Genomic DNA, 15,623 nt, shown 5'->3' with positions numbered 1-15,623 from the left:
CTGTGCGGGCTTCAGTCGTGGGCGATCGCGCCGATGTGGGTGCCGAAGGCCTTCGCGCATGCGTCGGCCGACGACGACGAAGGCCGCGTCGGAGGCGGCATCGAGTATCCGGATCACGGCGGTACTCGCGACCGCCAGCGGTGGGTGTTCCAGCCACTCCTCCGCGTGCACGAGGTGCAGCGCAAGGCCCCTGAGCTCCGCCTCGCGGGCGGCCCATCGGGCGGCGGTGGCACTCTCGTGGGAGCCGTCCAGGCCGACGGTCACGTGGTTCGTCATCACGCTCATCTCCGTGGGCCGGGTGCGGGGATCTCAGCGTCACCCGGTGACGTGCGGCGGGGGGAGGGGCCAGGAGGGTCTCTTGTGGGGCCGACCGGCCCTGCCGGTGCCCAGGCCGTCCGGGGCCGGTTCCGCCCTTTCGCGTGCGGACATCGACGGCATCTGCGATCAGTCGTGGGCGACTACGGCGACCGGCGCGGCCGCGTGGTGCAGGACGGCGTGCGCCACCGGCCCCAGGTGGGCGCCCAGCGGCGAGCGGCGGACGTGCCGCCCCACGACCACGAGGTCGGCGCCGGCCGTGGCCTGGACGAGTTCCCGGCCCGCGGACCCGATGGACGTCTTCTCCTCGACGCGCACGCCGGGGAACTTGTGCCGCCAGGGCAGCAGCATGTCGGCGAGCATCCGGGCCGCGCTGCGTTCGGCTTCGCGTGGGGCGTCCGGGTCGAGGACGGGCACGTAGCCCATCACCGACGGGAGCTTGCGGCCGTGGACCGCGCGCAGCGTGCAGTCGCGGCGGGCCGCTTCTTCGAAGGCGAAGGCGAGGACCCGGTCGCACGCCTGGCGGACGTCGACGCCGACGACGATCTCGCCGTACGCGGGGCGGGCTTCGGCCACGACCGGGTCGTCCGTCGCCGGGTCGCCCGCCGTCCGTACGAGGACGACGGGAGTCTCGGTGGCGGCGAGCGTGGACAGGCTCACGGAGCCGATGATGAAGCCCACGAGACGGCCCAGACTGCGGGAGCCGAGGACCAGCAGAGCGGCGTCCGCGGCCTCGGCTGCGAGGGCGGCCGAGGGGCGTCCGGACAGGCAGCGGGTGACGATGTCCAGCTGACGGTGGCGACGGCGCAGTTCCTCGGCGGCCCCGGTGAGGACCTCGTCCGTCCAGCGTTCCCTGACCTCGGGATCCCCACTGGGGGCGAGCGGAGGCAGGAGCAGGTCCTCGGCGTGAACCAGTCGCAGCGGCACACGGCGCAGCAGCGCTTCGCGGGCTGCCCAACGGGCGGCGGCCCGGCTTTCGGGCGAGCCGTCGACGCCGACGGTGACGTGGTGTTCCATGAGGCTGGACCTCCTCGGGAAGGGCGCGGCCCGCTTACCAGAGGATGGGGTGCGGTCCGCGTTCCGGCGGGACGAGCCGTGCGTCGTCGTACTGGGCGGTCAGTTGATCGACCACCGCCACGACTCCGCCGAGCTGTTCGGTGAGCCGGATCAGGACGGGGATCTGACTGGACCGCTCCAGCCGGCCTTCGAGGGTCACCACGCCGGCGAGGACGTGCGGGTCCACAGAGCCGGGGGGCAGGCGCATCGTGTCCGTCAGCACGTCTTCGATGACGTGGCGGCGGATCTCCGGATCGGGGCGGAGGTAGACACGCAGCAGGTCCCGGCGGGTCACGATGCCGACGAGACGTTCCTCCTCGTCGACGACCGGGAGTCGCTCCACGCTGCGCTGCGTCATGATCCGGGCCGCCTCCGCGACGGTCTGCTGCGCGTGGACCGTGACCGCCGGAGCCGACATGAGGTCTTCGGCCGTCTGCGCTTTGCCTGCCAGCAAGTCACTCTCGGAGACGATGCCGAGCACCCGGTCGTCCTCGTCCAGGACCGGCATGCCGGTGATGTCGTGTGCGGCGAGCAGCTTGGCCACGTCCTTGAAGGGAGTGGACGGGACCACGGAAATGACGTCGTCCGTCATCAGGCTGCCGACTCTGGTGTGGTTCATGAGGAGCTCCCGTCGACCGGTTCTCGTGCACGCGCCTGTACGGCGCCCTCACGAGCCACCATCCGCCTCGCCGGCCTGCCCTTCGAGGGCCGAACGGTCCGCTCCCGGGGCCGACCGGACCCGCCTGCCCGCCTGGGAAGGGGCGGTGGCCCCCCCAACAGGGACCTTTGGTCCCCGGAGTGCCCCCTGCGGCCCACTCCGGGCCGAGGCCCCTGGTGCCAACGTGAGAACCGATCCCCGACGGGTCTCGGTGAGGAGGAGTCATGGAAGCCAACGCCACTGGTCCGGAACTGGGCTCGATCATCGTCGGGATCGACGGGTCGAAGCCCGCGGAGAAGGCCGCCCTCTGGGCCGCGGACGAAGCGGTACGCCGGGGCACCGCCCTGCATCTCGTCCACGGGGCCGACACGGACGGCCGCGCGCTGTACGTCTCGGCAGACACGATCGAGCGCATCCGCCGAGCGGGCCGTGAACTGCTCGACGACACGGCACGGGCCGTGACCGAACAGCACCCGGGCCTGCGCGTGACCACGGAGTTCAGCCGCAGCGCGGCGGCCCCCAGCCTGCACAGGGCCGCCGCCCTCCACGGCACCGTCGTGGTCGGCAACCGCGGCCTGGGCGGCTTCAGCTCCCTCATGCTCGGCTCCGTCGGCCTCAAGGTGGCCGCCGGCGCCAGGACGCCCGTGATCGTGGTCCGGGGCGCCGACGACGCGGCCGAGACCGGCGTGGTGCTCGTCGGCGTCCGCGACGGACACGACCTCGGCTGCGCCCAGTACGCCGCACGTGAAGCCGAGCTGCGCAAGGCGTCGCTGCGGCTGCTCCACGTGTGGAACGTGCTGGAGTCGGTCGGCGACGTCGTGACGATGCTCGACGACATCGAAGACATCGCCGACGAGCACGAGCGGAGCCTGACCGGCGTTGCCGGGCAGGTCCGCGACGAGTTCCCGTCGCTGACCGTGGAGGCGGACGCGGCGAAGAGCATGTCCGTGTCCGCGGCGCTGGTGGAGGCCTCGCTCCATGCGGACCTGCTGGTCATGGGCGGGCGGCGCTCGCCCGGCTCCATGGGCCGCACCCTCGGATGGGCCACGCACAGTCTCCTGCACCATGCGAACTGCCCCGTGCTGCTCATTCCGCGGCACGACGACGAGCACGGGAGCGAGTCATGACCTTCACCGCCGCAGGCCGCGAGATCCTGGTCGGCATCGACCCGGCCCGGGACTGGCACCTGCCGCTGGCCTGGGCGGCCGACGAAAGCCACCGCCGCAGGCTCGGACTCCGGCTCGTCGTGGCCGTGCCCGCACAGCATGACACCCAGCACGTCGATGCCACCCCGCACACCGTCGCGCAGCACCGAGCGGGGGCGGAGGCCCTGGAAGCGGCTGCCGCATGGGTGCGCGGGCGGCATCCGGAGGTCGAAGTGGCGACCAGCCTGCTCGACGGCCCTCCCGTCCCGGTCCTGACCCGCCTGTCGGGCCAGGCACGGATGATCGTCCTGGGATCCCGGCACCTGAGCCGGACGGAGGAGTTCCTCAGCGCAGGATCCCTCGTGGCTCCGGTGTCGGCCCAGGCTCGATGCCCGGTCGTCGTCGTGGGCGACGCCGAGCACGTGACGCAGAAGCCCGTGTACCTCGTCGTGGGCGTAGACGGCAGCGAGTGCTCCAAGGCGGCCTTGGCGCTGGCCTTCGACGAGGCCGAGGTGCGCGGTGTCGCGCTGCGCGCCCTCTGGGTGTGGCAGCCGCCCGCCGTCTCCTTCAAGGACGGGACGACGCGCGTGCAGACCCACCGGAGCCTGCTGGCCGAAACCATGGCCGGCTGGTCGCAGAAGTACCCGGACGTCCCCCTCACGCACGAGGTGCCGATCGGGCACCCGGTCGAGGAGCTCGCCCGGGCCGCCGAGCACGCCCTGGCCGTGATCGTGGGCCGGAGGGGCAGAGGCGGCTACACGGGGATGCGGCTGGGATCGGTCGTGCACGGTCTGCTGCACCGGGCACACTGCCCGGTCATCACCGTTCCGGTCAGGTGAACCTCCGCCGTGGCCACCGCCGCCGATCAGCCACCCGCGCAGGAGATCCGGGCCGACGGCGCCGTCGCCGCCCTCCGACGGGTACGGGTCGGGGCCGACGGCTACCGTGGAGTGTGCGGGGCTGCGCTCCGAATCCTGCTCGGCAGCCGGAGGTACTCATGGGCGGGGATGGCCCGGAAGCCGCAGGCCCACGGGTTCCGCGACTGCGGCTGGACGAGCTGCTCGACGAGCTCCAGGTCCGGATCGACGAGGTGCGCGGCACCAGGGACCGGCTGAACGGGCTCCTCGAAGCGGTGATGTCGGTGGGCCGGGAACTCGACCTGCCGCAGGTGCTGCGCGGCATCGTCGAGGCCGCCGTGGTTCTCGTGGACGCCGAGTACGGAGCCCTCGGCGTGATCGGCGACGACAAGAAACTCGCCGAGTTCCTCACCGTCGGCATCAGCGACCAGCTGCGCGCGCAGATCGGAGCCCTGCCCTCGGGGCACGGCATCCTGGGCGAGCTGATCCGCCACCCCGAGCCGCTGCGGCTGTCGGAGCTGTCCGAGCACCCCGCCTCGTACGGGTTCCCGGACAACCATCCCCCGATGCACTCCTTCCTGGGTGTGCCCATCCGGGTCCGCGACGACGTGTTCGGCAACCTCTACATGACGGAGAAGAGGGGCGGGTCGGACTTCGATGCGGAGGACGAGGCCGTGCTGTCGACGCTGGCCGTCGCGGCCGGCATCGCCATCGAGAACGCCCGTCTCTTCGAGGAGGTCAGGCTGAGGGAGCGCTGGCTGGCCGCCATCTCGGACTTCACCAGCGCTCTGCTCTCCGGCTCCGCCGAGGCCCAGGTGCTCGAAGGAATGCTGGAGCGGTCCCGTGACATCACCCGGGCCGACCTCGGCGTCTTCTACCTGGTCGGCCAGAACGGCGAACTCCGGGGCTCCTTGGCCCTGGGCGATGGAGCCGAGGCACACCGCGGCATCGTGCTGCCCGGCAGCGAGGGCACCCTCGCCGCCGTGGCGCTGTCCGAGGACGGCCTGGCCATGATCCAGGACGTCGAGGCCGATGAGCGGGTCACCGTGCAGCCGGAGCGCTGGACGGGCTTCGGGCCCGCCGTCGCCGTCACGGTCGGTACGAAGGAGAAGATGAGCGGCGTCCTGATGCTGGCCCGGCGCCGGGGCCGTCCGCCGTTCGCGGCCGCGGCGGTCGCCGCGCTACCGGGCTTCGCCGGCCAGGCGGCACTCGCACTGGAACTGGCCGACCGACGGCGGGGCGCGGAGCAGATGAGCCTGCTCGAAGACCACGACCGGATCGCCCGTGACCTCCACGATCTGGCGATCCAGCGGCTCTTCGCCACCGGCATGACGCTGCAGAGCGCCCAGCGCTTCGTCGAACACCCGCAAGCGGCCGAGCGGCTGGCCCGGGCGATCGACGACCTGGACGCCACGATCAAGATCATCAGGTCGACGATCTTCGGCCTGCGCGAGCGCGATGTGCCGGGGGTGGCGCCGAAACTGAGGCTCCGGGCCGTTCAGGCCATGGACGAGGCGGCCGCAGCGCTCGGCTTCGCGCCGGCCCTGCGTATGGAAGGCCTCATCGACACGCGCGTGTCGCCCGCCATGGCCGACGAGGTGCTCGCGGTGATCGGGGAGGCCCTGGCCAACGTGGCCCGCCACGCCGGCGCCACATCGGCCGAGGTGGCCATCACCGCCTCGGACGGCGTGCTGACCGTGTCGGTGAGCGATGACGGGGTCGGCATGCCGGAGGGCGGCCGGCGCAGCGGTCTCCGCAACCTGTCCGAACGCGCCGAGCGGCTGGGCGGCGAGCTGTCGGTCTCCACACGGGGTCAGGCTGCCCGGGGGACCAGGCTGGAGTGGCGGGTTCCGCTCACCGGGGTCACAGGCTGAGCGGGCGGCTGCCCGGCGCCTCGGTGTTCCGCCCTTCGCCTCAGTGTTCGCCCTTGTCGTGTTCGCGTACCTCCGCTGCGATGACGGCCGCCTGGACGCGCCGCTCCACGCCCAGCTTGCCGAGCAGCCGGGAGATGTGGTTCTTGACCGTCTTCTCCGACAGGTAGAGCTCTTTGGCGATCTGCCGGTTCGTGAGCCCGTCGCCGATGAGTTCCAGGACCGAGCGCTCCCGTTCGGTGAGCCCCTCCAGCCGCGCGTCCTCCGGCGGTTTCACCACCTGCGGATCCCGCAGCGAGTGGATCAGCCTGGCCGTGGTCGCCGGGTCGAGCATGGACTGGCCCGACGCGACCGTCCGTACGGCCGACACCAGGTCGGACCCCTTGATCTGCTTGAGGACGTACCCGGCCGCACCCGCCATGATCGCGTCGAGCAGCGCTTCCTCGTCGTCGAACGACGTCAGCATCAGGCAGGCCAGCTCCGGCATGCGCGAGCGCAGCTCCCGGCAGACGCTGATGCCGTCGCCGTCGGGCAGCCGGACGTCGAGCACCGCGACACGGGGTCGGAGCGCGGGACCACGGGCCAGCGCCTGCCCGGCGGTGGACGCCTCTCCGACCACCTCGATGTCGGGCTCGGCGGCCAGGAGATCGCGCAGTCCCCGGCGGACGACTTCGTGGTCGTCCAGAAGGAAGACCCGGATGGGCGCCTCGGTGGAGGTGCTCGCAGCGTCGGACATGTGCGCCCCTGTGGTCGGCCCCCTCTTGCGGTATTTCATATGAATTGTCTCAAGAGGCAGGCGAAAACACCCTGCGGCCGTCGTGATCACGACGCCGGAGGACTGCACCACCTCCACGGCTCAAGCTGCCGTGCCGACCGCTCCCTCCAGCTCCCTGCGCACGTCCACCACACCCTCGACCGCCCGGATCCCGCGGGCCGGCAACGGCGCCAGAGCGCGGTCCCGGAGCGGACCCCGGAGGGTGACGACACCGTCCAGCACCGCGAACTCGACATGGGCGGGCAGCGGCAGCTCGCCGAGGACGACCTGGCGGATCTCTTCCTCGATCTCCGCGTCGGGACGCAGGAACACCTTGGCCTCCCTGCGTGTCCGTTTCCCGTCTGTTGCGCGATCCGTCGCACGGGGAGGGCCGACCGGACCAGGGCGCTGACCCGCCCGGCCCGTCCCGAACGCAGCGCGGGCCGTCGCCGTCAGTACGGCCAGGACCAGTCCGTGACCTCCGGGAGGTCGCTCCCGTGCGCGCGGATCCAGTCGTGGTGGCGGATCCGCTGGTCGGCCATGGTCTGGCGCAGGGCTCCGGCGCGGTCGGCCAGGCCGGGAACGCGGTCGACGACGTCCATGACGAGGCGGTACCGGTCGAGGTCGTTGCGCACCACCATGTCGAAGGGCGTGGTGGTGGTGCCCGACTCCTTGTAGCCGCGGACGTGCAGGTGGGGGTGGCCGGTACGGCGGTAGGCGAGCCGGTGGATCAGCCACGGATAGCCGTGATAAGCGAAGATCACCGGCGTGTCGCGGGTGAACAGGGCGTCGTACTCCACGTCCGTCATCCCGTGCGGGTGTTCCTCCCGGGGCATCAGCCGCGCGATGTCGACGACGTTGACGACCCGGACGGCCAGCGACGGCAGATGCTCGCGGAGGAGGGCCGCCGCGGCGAGCACCTCCAGGGTCGGAACGTCCCCCGCGCAGGCCAGCACGACGTCGGGCTCACGTGTGCCGTCGTCCGTCCCCGCCCAGTCCCAGATGCCGGCGCCGCGGGCGCAGTGGGTCCGGGCCTCGTCCATCGGCAGCCAGTCGAAGCACGGCTGCTTGCCCGCGACGATCACGTTCACCTGGTCCCGGCTGCGCAGGACGTGGTCGGCCACCGCGAGCAGCGTGTTCGCATCGGGCGGGAAGTAGGCCCGTACGACCTCCGGGCTCTTGCTCAGCACGTGGTCGACGAAGCCGGGGTCCTGGTGGGAGAAGCCGTTGTGGTCCTGGCGCCAGACGTGCGAGGTGAGCAGGTAGTTGAGGGAGGCGACAGGGGCACGCCACGGCAGTGCGCGGGCCGTCTTCAGCCACTTGATGTGCTGGGCGACCATCGAGTCGACGATGTGCGCGAAGGCCTCGTACGTGGAGAAGAGCCCGTGGCGGCCGGTGAGCAGGTACCCCTCCAGCCAGCCCTGGCAGACGTGCTCGGAGAGGATCTCCATCACCCGGCCGCCTCGCGCCAGATGCAGGTCGGTGGGCTCGGTCAGCTCCTCCCACGCCTTGCCCGTGACGTCGAACAGCTCGTCGAGCCGGTTGGAGGCGGTCTCGTCCGGGCCGACGACGCGGAAGTCCCGCCTCTCCTCGGTCGCCCTCATCACGTCGGCGAGGAGGGAACCCAGTACCCGGGTGGGCTCGTGGAGCGAGCTGCCGGGCTTGTCCACCGGCACCGCGTGGGCTCCCGGCCCCGGCAACGGCAGCGGACGCAGCAGCCGGCCGCCGTTGGCGTGCTCGCCGGCGCCGAGCCGCAGGTCACCGGTCGGAACGCAGGCCAGAACCTGCGCCGTGGGACGCCCCTCGGGGTCGAAGAGCTCCTGCGGGCGGTACGAGCGCAGCCACTGCTCGAGCATCTTCAGGTGCTCGGGGTCCTCCCGTACGGCGGCCAGGGGGACCTGGTGGGCCCGCCAGGTGCCCTCGACGGGGTCGCCGTCCACCCGGGCCGGACCGGTCCAGCCCTTGGGGGTCCGCAGGACGATCACGGGCCACGGGCGGCGGGCGGAGTCGCCTTCGGCGGCCCGGGCCTCGCGCCGGATCTCGGTGATGCGGTCCACGGCCTTGTCCATTGCGTCGGCCATGGCCCGGTGGACGCTGCGGGGGTCGTTGCCGGTGACGTAGAGCGGCTCGTGGCCGTAGCCGCGCAGGAGGGCGTCCAGCTCCGCTTCGGGGATGCGGGACAGGACGGTGGGGTTGGCGATCTTGTAGCCGTTGAGGTGGAGGATCGGCAGGACCGAGCCGTCGCGGACCGGGTCGAGGAACTTGTTCGAGTGCCAGGAGGCGGCGAGCGGTCCCGTCTCGGCCTCGCCGTCGCCGATGACGCACGCGACGAGCAGGCCGGGGTTGTCGAAGGCGGCGCCGTAGGCGTGCGCGAGCGAGTAGCCGAGTTCGCCGCCTTCGTGGATCGATCCCGGGGTCTCGGGCGCCACATGACTCGGTACCCCGCCGGGGAACGAGAACTGCCGGAACAGCTTCCGCATCCCCTCGGCGTCCCGGCTGACGTCCGGGTACGTCTCGGTGTACGAGCCCTCCAGCCAGGAATTGGCCAGTACGGCGGGTCCGCCGTGGCCGGGGCCCCAGATGCACAGGGCTTCCTGGGCCCGCTCCTTCACCACCCGGTTCAGATGGGTGTGCACGAGGTTGAGGCCGGGGGAGGTGCCCCAGTGGCCCAGCAGCCGGGGCTTGATGTGCTCGGGCCGCAGGGGCTCGGTCAGCAGGGGGTTGTCCATCAGGTAGATCTGGCCCACGGCCAGGTAGTTCGCGGCGCGCCAGTGGGCGTCGAGCTCGGGGATCGGGTGGTTCGTCATCTCCGCTCCTTCGTGCGGCAGACCGGGGCGTTCGTCGACTGGGCCGATGAGTCGATGAAAGAGACTGTGCTCCCGTCCGCAGGCGGCCGGCAGGGGAGGGTGGGCCCTTGCCGAGGGACCATCGGCCCCTTCTGGCGACGTCCCGACGGGGACGATGCGGAAGGCCGCCGGCGTCAGGGCCCCGTTCCCGCCGCCGACGAAACCCCTTTTAATAGATCATTGCGGACACGGCATCATCCGATGCGGCGCCGGGTCGTCTCCACTGGACCTCGGGCCCGGACTGCCCCGGTCCGGGCGTCGTCGCGTCGTCGCGCCGTCCGGCACGGGTCAGTGGCGAGCAGGACCGTCCGCCGACTCCGGTGCCGCCGCAGGGCGTTGGGCCGGCGAGAGCATGGCGTGGCTGGCGATGACCGCCGCCTGGACGCGCCGCTCGACGCCCAGTTTGGTGAAGAGCCGCGAGACGATGTTCTTGATCGTCTTCTCGGCCAGGAAGAGCTGCTTGCCGATCTCCCGGTTGGTGAGTCCCTCGCTCACGAGGACCAGGATCTCGCGCTCTCGGTCGGTCAACGCCGAGAGCCCGGGGGGCTGTTCCACCTTCGGGGCGTCGCCCCTGATCCGGGCCATCAGGCGGGTGGTGGCGCCGGGGTCGAGCATGGACTGCCCCGAGGCGACCGTGCGTACGGCGGAGACGAGGTCGGTGCCGGTGATCTGCTTGAGGACGTACCCCGATGCGCCGGCCATCACCGCATCCAGCAGTGCTTCCTCGTCGTCGAAGGAGGTGAGCATCAGGCAGGCGAGTCCGGGCATCCGGGAACGAAGTTCACGGCACACGCTCACCCCGTCGCCGTCCGGCAGCCGGACGTCCAGAACGGCCACCTGCGGACGCAGCGCCGGGATACGGATCAGGGCCTGTTCGACCGTTCCCGCTTCACCGACCACGGTCAGGTCGGGCTCGGCGTCCAGCAGATCGTGGACACCCCGGCGTACCACCTCGTGGTCGTCCAGGAGGAACACGCTGATCGGCGCGGGCGGCTTCGAGGGTGAGGACGGGCCGCTCTCCGGCATGACGCAACTCCTCCAAGGGTGCCCACCCTCCGCGGGCGTGCGGGTGTCTGCATCCTGCCTTCGGGACGGGCCGATCGGACAGGGCCGATCGGCCCTTGTTCCGGTGCCTCCCGCACGTCCCTGCGACCGCGACCGTGGCGCCGAGAAAAAAGGGACCTTCGGCCCTTGGCAGGGGCCGACCGGTCCTTCCGCGCGTGGGAGCGGTCCGCTGAGCTGAGGGGAGCGCGAGGAACGGCGCGGTTGCGAGTACGGAGCCGCATGGAACGTGAAGAGGTGCCATGACCACCCAGCTGATCGCACTGACGTCCGCGGTACGAGAGGACTCCGAGGTGAGGGCATCTCTCGACGGTGAACTCGATTTCCACACGAGTGCGCAGATAGGCCCCAGGCTGATGCAGCTCGCGCAGTCGTGCGGTCCCGAACTCACGCTGGACCTTTCCGGCCTCACCTTCTGTGACAGTTCGGGCATTGATCTGCTCCTGCGGATCCACCAGCAGTCCGTTTCCTGCGGCACCCGGCTCAGACTTGCGCGGGTTCCCCACCTGGTGGCGGCGTCGATGCGGGTCCTCGGTGCCGACCGGGTGCTCCTGTTGTCGGGAAGGTGACCATCCGGCCTCGCATCGGGGGAGGGAAGGGACCGTTCGGCCCTGGTGCCGGCCGGTCCGCCGGGCGAGCCTGGTGATCAGGCCGTGGACCGGGCCGTCGGAGTCGAAGGGAGGTGCGGACCATGGACCGAGAGGCGTCACGCCTGGGGGAGGGGCCCTCGGCCCGGCGGATGGAGCCGCTGGATCGCGATGAAGCGCTGAGGCTGCTGAGCACGGTGTCGCTGGGACGCATCGTCTTCACCCAGCACGCCCTGCCGGCCGTCCGGCCCGTGAACCACCTCGTGGAGGGCGAGAACATCGTCGTACGGGTTCATGACGGCAGCGCCCTCGCCTCCCTGCTCGCTCCGTCCGGCATCCCGGGCGTCGTGGTCGCCTACGAGGCCGATGCCATCGACCCCGAGACCCACCTCGGCTGGAGCGTCGTGGTGACCGGTTACGCCACCCCTGTGGCGGACCCGGAAGAGGCGCAGGGCTACGCCAGGCGGCTGCGCCCCTGGGTGGCGCAGACGATGTCACGGGCGCTGCGCATCACGCCCGACCTGGTCACGGGGTTCCGGCTGGAGGCGGACCCTCCCGCGCCGGTGACCCTGTGCGGCTCCTGACCGGTCATCGGTCGCCGCGCCGGTGATCGGAGCACGCCAGACGAGTACGCTGCCGCCTTCGTCCGGTCTTTCCACGGCGAACGTGCCGCCCAGGCTCCGGGCGCGCTCGTCGAGATTGCGCAGCCCGCTCCGGCGGCCCTGGGCCGGGACACCCCTGCCGTTGTCGGTCACCGTGAGGACGATCTCCTCGCTGGTGGCCTTGAGGGAGACGCCCACCCGGGTGGCGTGCGCGTGGCGGGCGGCATTGCTCAGCAGCTCGGTCAGCGCGGCCATGGCATGGTCGGCGACCGGCGCGGACACGTCGGTGTCCAGCAGGCCCTCCATGCTGAGGCGTGGCGGGTGCCCGAGCGCCGCCGCCGCCTCGCCGACCGCCCGGGCGGCCCGCGCCCTCAGGCCAAGCCCCGTCTCGCGGTCCTTGGCGCGCAGCCCGAAGATCGTAGATCGGATGATCTTGATGGTCTCGTCCAGGTCGTCGACAGCCCGCCCCACCCGCTCCGCGGCGCCTTCGTGCTCCACCAGCCGGGCCGCGCTCTGCAGCGTCATCCCCGTCGCGAACAGCCGCTGAATGGCGAGGTCGTGCAGATCGCGGGCGATGCGGTCGCGCTCTTCCAGCAGCGCTATCTGTTCGGCGTCGCGCCTCCGCTCGGCCAGCTCGAGCGCCAGGGCGGCCTGGCCGGCGAAGGCCAGCAGCGGCTCCAGCTCACCCTCGGTGAACACGGGCTCGGAGGCCGCCCGGGCCAGCAGCAGCACGCCCCGTCCGTCCCCGGCGGCCGTGCCCAGCGGGACGGCCACCGCCGGCCCGAGCGCCGTCAGCTGCTGTGCGCCGCTGCCGTAGAGGGCGTCGGCGGCGAGGCTGACCGTGGTGACCGGGCTGCCACCCTTGTACGCGGCCCCGGACAGACTTCCTTCGACCGGTATGACCAGGCCGCGCCGCAGTTCGCTGCCGCGCCCGACGGAGAGCTCCACCATCAGGTCGTCGGCGCCGTCGAGCGGCATCGATATGTCCGCGAGCTCGGCGCCCGTGATCTCCTGGGCCCGGCGGGCGATGAGCTCCAGCACCGCGGGGCGAGGGCTGCCGGACAGCAGGCTGTTGGTGATCTCGGCGTTCGCCCGCAACCAGCGCTGCTGGCGCTGGGAGCCCTCGTACAGGCGGGCGTTGTCGATGGCCACCCCGGCGGCGACGGAGAGGGTGGAGATGACCGTCTCGTCCTCGGTGTCGAAGTCCTGCCCGCCGCGCTTGTCGGTCAGGTACAGGTTGCCGAACACCTCGTCGCGGACGCGGATCGGGACGCCGAGGAAGGTGCGCATCGGGGGATGATCGGCAGGGAAGCCGTGCGACGCGGTGTGGGCGCCGAGATCTGTCAGGCGCAGTGGCTCGGGATGCCGGATGACCTCGCCCAGCAGACCGTGGCCGGCGGGCAGGGCCCCGATCCGGGCGATCTGCTCGTCGGTGAGGCCCACGGTGAGGAACTGGGCGAGGGTCCGGCCATCGGGTCCGATCACGCCGAGTGCGCCGTAGTCGGCCTCGACGAGCAGGGCGGCGGCCTCCACGATGCGCCGCAGGACCTGGGAGAGGTCCAGCTCCCGGCCGACCGAGACGACCGCCTCCAGCAGGCTGTGCACGCGGTCCCTGGTACCGCGGACCGCATTGATCCGGGCCTGAAGCTCCTCCAGCAGCTCGTCCAGTTGCATCCGCGGTACCTGAGGCAACGGATCCGCCACACCCACCAACTCCTTCTGCGCCCACCATCTGGTCCGGCGTCAGCGTATCGAGACCGGGGGAAAGTCGGGGATCCAATGGCCGGACCGATCGGCCCGCGCGGCCGGATTGCTGCGTGGGGAACTGCCCCAGGGGTCACGAGGTCTGCGGCGGCGCGCAGCGGTCGGGCCGTTGTGGTGTCCCGACCGCTGCGCGCGCCCGTTGTCCAGATCTCGTACGCAGGGAGGCGCCGTCACCCGACCCTGTCATTGACTGAAAATTCAGCCAAGATGCGGAGTGTGCGGAAGCCCTGCTCCGAGAGGCCGGACGAACGGCCGGTCTCGCCGGAGGGTGCCGGACGCCCCCTAAGGGAGCCCGGCAGGGCTGCGGACGCCGGTGCGGCGGCCGCAGCAGTACCGGCACCGGTCCGGCCGGACCGCTACCGGCCCGGTTGTGCCAGGTGTCCGAGCTCGGCCGCGATGGCCGTGGTCATCAGCTCGCGCGCGTGCGTCAGCGGCAGGCTGCCGCTGAGCCGGCGCGAGCTCAGGCCCTCCACCAGGGCCGTCAGCCGTTCGGCGGCTCCGGCGAGCGCCGCGGCGCCCGCCATGGGCCGGACGCGGCCCAGCCGCGCACGTCGACAGCCTCGTCCGGTTCACCGCCCCGGGCGTCGTCCTCCTGGACCAGGCGTTTCCCGGCACCCCGCCCGACGTGTGGTCGCGCGCGGCCGACCAGGCGAGGACGGTGTTCAAGGAGGCGACGGACGCGCGCGGCAAACCCCTGGAGGTCGTCGACCTGCCCCAGCCCGAGCTCGACAAGACCACCGGCCGGGGTGATGCGTTCGTGTCCACCTACGCGAACTTCTACGTCGCCAACGGCGCTGTCTTCATGCCCCGGTTCGGGGATGCCCGGGCCGACGACAGGGCGAAGGGGATCCTCCGGGAACACTTCCCGAAGCGGGAGATCGTGCCCGTGAAGATCGACACCATCGCCTCCGGCGGTGGCGGCATCCACTGCTCGACCCACGACCAGCCCGGCAGGCCGGCGGCCGAATAGCCGTACAGCGGGGGCGCACGGGGGTACGGCGTGGCGGGAGTGCGCTTCCGTGCGCCCGGATCCGGCCCCCTGCCGCTGACCCGGCGCATACCCCTGCTGCGGTCCGCCGTGCCTCGGTAGGCTGGAGCGGGGGCGGCCGCGCGCCGCTCCGGTGGGCGGCGGGAGGAACACGGGACTCACGGGAGGTACGGGAATGGCCGCGACCCGAGGGAGCGTACCGGCCCCGCCCGAGGCCGATCCGGGGCTCTACGGGCCCGCGTCCGTCACCTGGCAGTGCCACGGCGACCCGGTCATGTGGATCGCCGGCGTCCGCGCGCTCTACCTCCAGGCCCTGCACCCGCGCGCCGTCCGCGGAGTCATGGAGAACAGCGACTTCCGCTCCGACGCCTGGGGCCGGCTGCTGCGTACCGCCGACTTCGTCGGCACCCTCACCTACGGGACCACCGAAGCCGCCGAGCGCGCCGGCGCCCGCGTCCGCAGGATCCACCGGACGCTGACCGCCACCGACCCCGCCACCGGCGAGCGGTTCCCCGTCGACGACCCCGAGCTGCTGCTCTGGGTGCACTGCGCGCAGATCGACAGCTTCCTGCACGTCCTGCGCCGCTCCGGCGTCCCCCTCACCGCCGCCCAGGCCGACCGCTACGTCGACGAGAACCGCGTCAACGCCCGCCTCGTCGGCCTCGACCCGGCCCACGTTCCGGCCGGCACCGCGGCCCTCGCCGCGTACTTCGAGAAGGTCCGCCCCGAGCTCGCCGCCGGACCCGACGCCCGCGCCGTGGACGCCTTCCTGCAGAGCCCGCCCGTCCATCCCCTCCTCGTCCCTGGCCGAAACCTGCTGTGGCGCCCGGTCGCGGCTCTGGCCTACGGTTCCCTCCCCGGCTATGCGCACCGGCTGTACGGGCGGGCCGCACCACCCCCGCTCGTCGTCACCCGTCGCCTGCGCCTCACCGGTACCCTGCTGCGCAGCATTCCCGCAGGTCTGCGGTGGCAGCTGCCGCCAGGTCACATCTTGAAAGCGATGCACCGCATGGGCCCCCGGAGCCGCCCCTCCGCGTACACACTGCGTACATCAGCGGCCATACTGGACCGGCCGGGGAGGGCATAGGACGTAGCACGACAACGGGGGCGGCTTTAAG

At 72.0% G+C, this 15,623-nt stretch carries 14 protein-coding genes and 2 pseudogenes; 7 read left to right on the top strand and 9 right to left on the bottom strand.

Features of this window, described 5'->3' with window-relative positions:
• Positions 1–123: 123 nt before the first annotated feature.
• The 3 genes and pseudogenes from AB0I68_RS18890 to AB0I68_RS18880 all read right to left on the bottom strand — a co-directional run.
• Positions 124–276, bottom strand: a pseudogene (locus AB0I68_RS18890) (universal stress protein); the annotation flags it as partial.
• A gap of 168 nt (positions 277–444) precedes the next feature.
• Positions 445–1,332, bottom strand: a complete 888-nt coding sequence (locus AB0I68_RS18885) for a universal stress protein (RefSeq protein ID WP_363178445.1) — start codon at positions 1,330–1,332, stop codon at positions 445–447.
• A 34-nt stretch (positions 1,333–1,366) separates the two neighbouring features.
• A complete protein-coding gene (locus AB0I68_RS18880) occupies positions 1,367–1,990 on the bottom strand; it encodes a CBS domain-containing protein (RefSeq protein WP_363178444.1) in 624 nt (207 codons plus the stop codon).
• 263 nt (positions 1,991–2,253) lie between these two features.
• On the opposite strand from AB0I68_RS18880, the gene AB0I68_RS18875 reads away from it, so the two are divergent.
• From AB0I68_RS18875 to AB0I68_RS18865, 3 genes are all read left to right on the top strand, one after another.
• Complete coding sequence (locus AB0I68_RS18875; protein ID WP_363178443.1) at positions 2,254–3,156, top strand: universal stress protein; 903 nt, start codon at positions 2,254–2,256, stop codon at positions 3,154–3,156.
• Positions 3,153–4,013 (top strand): universal stress protein, encoded by an 861-nt coding sequence (locus AB0I68_RS18870; protein ID WP_363178442.1) that lies wholly within the window; start codon positions 3,153–3,155, stop codon positions 4,011–4,013. Before AB0I68_RS18875 ends, AB0I68_RS18870 begins: the two co-directional genes overlap by 4 nt.
• 158 nt (positions 4,014–4,171) lie before the next feature.
• Entirely contained in the window at positions 4,172–5,905 is a 1,734-nt protein-coding gene (locus AB0I68_RS18865; protein ID WP_363178441.1) for a GAF domain-containing protein, read from the top strand.
• A 40-nt stretch (positions 5,906–5,945) separates the two neighbouring features.
• Here AB0I68_RS18865 and AB0I68_RS18860 read toward each other — a convergent pair whose 3' ends face one another.
• The 4 genes from AB0I68_RS18860 to AB0I68_RS18845 form a co-directional block, all read right to left on the bottom strand.
• Positions 5,946–6,638, bottom strand: coding sequence for a response regulator transcription factor (locus tag AB0I68_RS18860; RefSeq protein ID WP_363178440.1), 693 nt, complete (start codon positions 6,636–6,638; stop codon positions 5,946–5,948).
• A 120-nt stretch (positions 6,639–6,758) separates the two neighbouring features.
• Positions 6,759–6,989, bottom strand: coding sequence for a BON domain-containing protein (locus AB0I68_RS18855; protein WP_363178439.1), 231 nt, complete (start codon positions 6,987–6,989; stop codon positions 6,759–6,761).
• 119 nt (positions 6,990–7,108) lie between these two features.
• A complete protein-coding gene (locus tag AB0I68_RS18850) occupies positions 7,109–9,463 on the bottom strand; it encodes a phosphoketolase family protein (RefSeq protein WP_363178438.1) in 2,355 nt (784 codons plus the stop codon).
• A 327-nt stretch (positions 9,464–9,790) separates the two neighbouring features.
• Entirely contained in the window at positions 9,791–10,528 is a 738-nt protein-coding gene (locus tag AB0I68_RS18845) for a response regulator transcription factor (protein ID WP_363178437.1), read from the bottom strand.
• A 278-nt stretch (positions 10,529–10,806) separates the two neighbouring features.
• On the opposite strand from AB0I68_RS18845, the gene AB0I68_RS18840 reads away from it, so the two are divergent.
• Complete coding sequence (locus AB0I68_RS18840) at positions 10,807–11,133, top strand: STAS domain-containing protein (protein ID WP_363178436.1); 327 nt, start codon at positions 10,807–10,809, stop codon at positions 11,131–11,133.
• Positions 11,134–11,255: 122 nt separating this feature from the next.
• Complete coding sequence (locus AB0I68_RS18835; protein WP_363178435.1) at positions 11,256–11,735, top strand: pyridoxamine 5'-phosphate oxidase family protein; 480 nt, start codon at positions 11,256–11,258, stop codon at positions 11,733–11,735.
• Here AB0I68_RS18835 and AB0I68_RS18830 read toward each other — a convergent pair.
• On the bottom strand, positions 11,646–13,427 hold the full coding sequence (locus tag AB0I68_RS18830; RefSeq protein ID WP_363178434.1) for a GAF domain-containing protein: 1,782 nt from the start codon (positions 13,425–13,427) through the stop codon (positions 11,646–11,648). The two genes, AB0I68_RS18835 and AB0I68_RS18830, sit on opposite strands and share 90 nt — an antisense overlap.
• Positions 13,428–13,873: 446 nt before the next feature.
• The gene (locus AB0I68_RS18825) at positions 13,874–14,041 is read right to left on the bottom strand and encodes a hypothetical protein (RefSeq protein ID WP_363178433.1); all 168 of its coding nucleotides are present in this window, start codon (positions 14,039–14,041) and stop codon (positions 13,874–13,876) included.
• Positions 14,042–14,061: 20 nt separating this feature from the next.
• On the opposite strand from AB0I68_RS18825, the pseudogene AB0I68_RS18820 reads away from it, so the two are divergent.
• Positions 14,062–14,487 (top strand): annotated as a pseudogene (locus tag AB0I68_RS18820) (agmatine deiminase family protein); the annotation flags it as partial.
• 193 nt (positions 14,488–14,680) lie between these two features.
• On the top strand, positions 14,681–15,592 hold the full coding sequence (locus AB0I68_RS18815; RefSeq protein ID WP_363178432.1) for an oxygenase MpaB family protein: 912 nt from the start codon (positions 14,681–14,683) through the stop codon (positions 15,590–15,592).
• Positions 15,593–15,623: the final 31 nt, after the last annotated feature.

This window comes from Streptomyces sp. NPDC050448, assembly GCF_040655295.1.
Lineage (GTDB): Bacteria > Actinomycetota > Actinomycetes > Streptomycetales > Streptomycetaceae > Streptomyces.
The sequence above is the reverse complement of the archived record's forward strand: the minus strand, read 5'-3'. Positions and strand labels throughout refer to the sequence as shown.

What these genes read in the sequence shown, in the direction of transcription:
- AB0I68_RS18885 (WP_363178445.1), bottom strand. Translation starts at nt 1,332, where the DNA reads ATGGAACACCACGTCACCGTCGGCGTCGACGGCTCGCCCGAAAGCCGG.
- AB0I68_RS18880 (WP_363178444.1), bottom strand. Translation starts at nt 1,990, where the DNA reads ATGAACCACACCAGAGTCGGCAGCCTGATGACGGACGACGTCATTTCC.
- AB0I68_RS18875 (WP_363178443.1), top strand. Translation starts at nt 2,254, where the DNA reads ATGGAAGCCAACGCCACTGGTCCGGAACTGGGCTCGATCATCGTCGGG.
- AB0I68_RS18870 (WP_363178442.1), top strand. Translation starts at nt 3,153, where the DNA reads ATGACCTTCACCGCCGCAGGCCGCGAGATCCTGGTCGGCATCGACCCG.
- AB0I68_RS18865 (WP_363178441.1), top strand. Translation starts at nt 4,172, where the DNA reads ATGGGCGGGGATGGCCCGGAAGCCGCAGGCCCACGGGTTCCGCGACTG.
- AB0I68_RS18860 (WP_363178440.1), bottom strand. Translation starts at nt 6,638, where the DNA reads ATGTCCGACGCTGCGAGCACCTCCACCGAGGCGCCCATCCGGGTCTTC.
- AB0I68_RS18850 (WP_363178438.1), bottom strand. Translation starts at nt 9,463, where the DNA reads ATGACGAACCACCCGATCCCCGAGCTCGACGCCCACTGGCGCGCCGCG.
- AB0I68_RS18845 (WP_363178437.1), bottom strand. Translation starts at nt 10,528, where the DNA reads ATGCCGGAGAGCGGCCCGTCCTCACCCTCGAAGCCGCCCGCGCCGATC.
- AB0I68_RS18840 (WP_363178436.1), top strand. Translation starts at nt 10,807, where the DNA reads ATGACCACCCAGCTGATCGCACTGACGTCCGCGGTACGAGAGGACTCC.
- AB0I68_RS18835 (WP_363178435.1), top strand. Translation starts at nt 11,256, where the DNA reads ATGGACCGAGAGGCGTCACGCCTGGGGGAGGGGCCCTCGGCCCGGCGG.
- AB0I68_RS18830 (WP_363178434.1), bottom strand. Translation starts at nt 13,427, where the DNA reads ATGCAACTGGACGAGCTGCTGGAGGAGCTTCAGGCCCGGATCAATGCG.
- AB0I68_RS18825 (WP_363178433.1), bottom strand. Translation starts at nt 14,041, where the DNA reads ATGGCGGGCGCCGCGGCGCTCGCCGGAGCCGCCGAACGGCTGACGGCC.
- AB0I68_RS18815 (WP_363178432.1), top strand. Translation starts at nt 14,681, where the DNA reads ATGGCCGCGACCCGAGGGAGCGTACCGGCCCCGCCCGAGGCCGATCCG.